3 protein-coding genes and 1 pseudogene are annotated in these 2324 nt (G+C 60.0%); all 4 read left to right on the top strand.

All coding sequences use genetic code 11. The features are described 5' to 3' along the window. Positions 1-200: 200 nt before the first annotated feature. Positions 201-532 (top strand): annotated as a pseudogene (locus Q390_RS20710) (transposase); the annotation flags it as partial. A gap of 155 nt (positions 533-687) precedes the next feature. Continuing rightward, positions 688-1170 carry a hypothetical protein gene (locus Q390_RS0117020; RefSeq protein WP_027997129.1) on the top strand — a complete coding sequence of 161 codons (483 nt, stop codon included), beginning with the start codon at positions 688-690 and terminating at the stop codon, positions 1168-1170. 3 nt (positions 1171-1173) lie between these two features. Then, positions 1174-1386, top strand: coding sequence for a hypothetical protein (locus Q390_RS19265; RefSeq protein WP_051603334.1), 213 nt, complete (start codon positions 1174-1176; stop codon positions 1384-1386). Positions 1387-1515: 129 nt separating this feature from the next. Continuing rightward, on the top strand, positions 1516-2040 hold the full coding sequence (locus Q390_RS19260) for a tyrosine-type recombinase/integrase (protein WP_051603333.1): 525 nt from the start codon (positions 1516-1518) through the stop codon (positions 2038-2040). Positions 2041-2324 lie beyond the last annotated feature (284 nt).

Here is a 2324-nt window from a genome sequence, read left to right as displayed (position 1 = left end):
CGGGTTCCCGTGTGAAAGTAGGTCATCGTCAGGCTCTTACAGCCAGCAAATACCCCCCGCTCAGCAATGTGCGGGGGGTTTTGTCTTTCTGGCAGGGCGGATTCAAAAGTGAAGTGCAACACCTGCCAACCTGTAAGCATCAGCAGATGCAATAGTCCGCTTCGACCTATCGCTAGCTTCAGCCTGAGGACCGCGTCACCATTGCCCGTCTGAGGCAGCAGAACTTCAGCGTGCAGGCGATTGCCCGGTAACTGCACCGCGTTCCCCGAGCAACATCAGCCGAGAGCTGCAACGCAACGGCGACCCTTGTGGATATGTCAGCGCCCAAGGCCAATGCCGATCTCTGCAGCGCAGGCGTTTAGACAGACCTGCGATCAAGCTACACCCCGACTCGATCTTGTGGCACTTGGTGGTTCATCTGCTGCGGCTGCACTGGTTGCCCGAGCAGATTGCTCTGACACTGGCGCGCTTGCATCCATCAAGCCATGAGCAGCGCGTGTCACACGAAACCATCTACAACTGCATCTATGCCAGCATCACCACCACTATGGCCGAGGGTGGTCACCGCATCAAGGCGGGCCAGACCGTGCGCCTGTTGGACGTGCCAGCACAGCGCCAGTACGGCGCCAGTACGACGCATGGGACTGCCTGCACCAGTTTGCCACCGGTACTGAGTTCTCGGACGCCTTGAAGCGTGAGGCGGCCAAGCACTACGGCCACGCGGGCCGGGCCTCCCTTGAAAAGCTATCGCGTGACCATGACCAGAGTTTCAGTGCCGCGCTGGCCACCACCTACGGCGTGACCGGCTGGCCCAAGGGTGCAGCCATCGCCGCTGCTGCCGTGGGCTTTGCTGCCTGGCAGTCACTGCGTGGCGCGGACAAGGGCAACAGCGAGCGCGGCCAGATTGCCGAGGGCATCAATGGATTCCTGGAGCGCCACGGCGACAGCCGCTTTACCGATGCCGACCACGACGATGAGCAGCGCTCACTGCTGGTGCGTGGCCTTCGTGCTCGGCGCCGGGGACTTCGCCATCAAGTAGGTGACGCTCGGCGCGCTGCTGCCAAAGTCGTGGGCGATCCAGCAATCCCACTTTGGCGCGTTGCTCCAAGGCTCTACAGCGTTGCGGTGTCGAAGCTATCGGTCTGGATAAGTGGGCCAAAGGTCGGCTAAGCAATGGCTAAGTCCTTCGTCAAGCTGGATCGTCGGGAGCTGCGCAAGCTGCCGGCAGGTCAAAAGCTCACTGAGCACGGGATCACATTTGAGCGGCTTCCCAATGGTGATGGCCTCTATTCGGTCAACGTGATGGTGGACGGCATTCGTATCCACCGGGTGGTGGGGCGCGAGTCTGACGGCACCACACCGCACACAGGCGGAGGACTTCATTGAAAAGGCGCGGACTGACGCGCGTCACGACCTTTTGACGCTGCCCAAGGGTCGAAAAATCGTGCTGTCGTTCAAGGATGCGGCCACCAAATACATCACCAAACTGAGCGAGTCGGGGGGAAGAATCTTCAGGTGAAGGAGCAGCACCTCCAACAGCACATGGTGCCGTTCTTTGGCGATATGCCGCTGTCGAAGCTGGGGACGTTTGACGTGGAGCGCTACAAGAAACACCGGCTAGCCCAAGTGGTGCAGGCGGGTGGTGACTGGCGCAGTGGCAAGCGCATCCCAAGGGACACGGGGCGCACCACGTCGCCGGGCACGGTGAACAGGGAGATGGCCACGCTGTCTCACCTCTTTTCGAACGCGCTCGAATGGCAGTGGCTCACGACTGCCAAGCCACGCATGAAGCGCATGAGGGAGGGGGAGGGGCGCATTGTTTACCTGACGGCGGAACAGGCGCAGCGGTTCTTAGAGGCGTGCAAGGCTTCAGATAACCCACAGCTCTACCCATTCGTGCTTATCGCGCTGGAAATCTCTATGCGCATGTCTGAGGTGCTTTCAATCCGCAAAGAAAACATCAATCTGGCGCAGCACACGATATACATCCCGCAGGCCAAAGCAGGCCAAAGCAGGCGCAAGGGAGCAGTCGGTCACTGACAACGTGGTTCAATTTTTGGAGCGGTACTTGGTCGAGTCCGTGCCCCAAGCGTCCGAGTGGCTATTCCCGGCGGCACGGTCGAAGTCGGGGCACACGATGGCGATTCAAAAGCCGTTCAGGCAAGCGGCGATTGATGCGGGGCTAGACCCGCCAAAGTGGTGCGCCACACGCTCAGGCACACGGCTGTATGTGCTGGTCAAGTTTTTTCGGACACAACGATAGGTTGTTTGATTGCCGATTGCTGCTCGAAGGCATTGGGTGGCAAGTTGCCCAGTTTGGAGTG

The sequence above is a fragment of the Simplicispira psychrophila DSM 11588 genome, from assembly GCF_000688255.1.
Lineage (GTDB): Bacteria > Pseudomonadota > Gammaproteobacteria > Burkholderiales > Burkholderiaceae_C > Simplicispira > Simplicispira psychrophila.
This window is presented reverse-complemented; position numbering and strand designations above follow the sequence as displayed.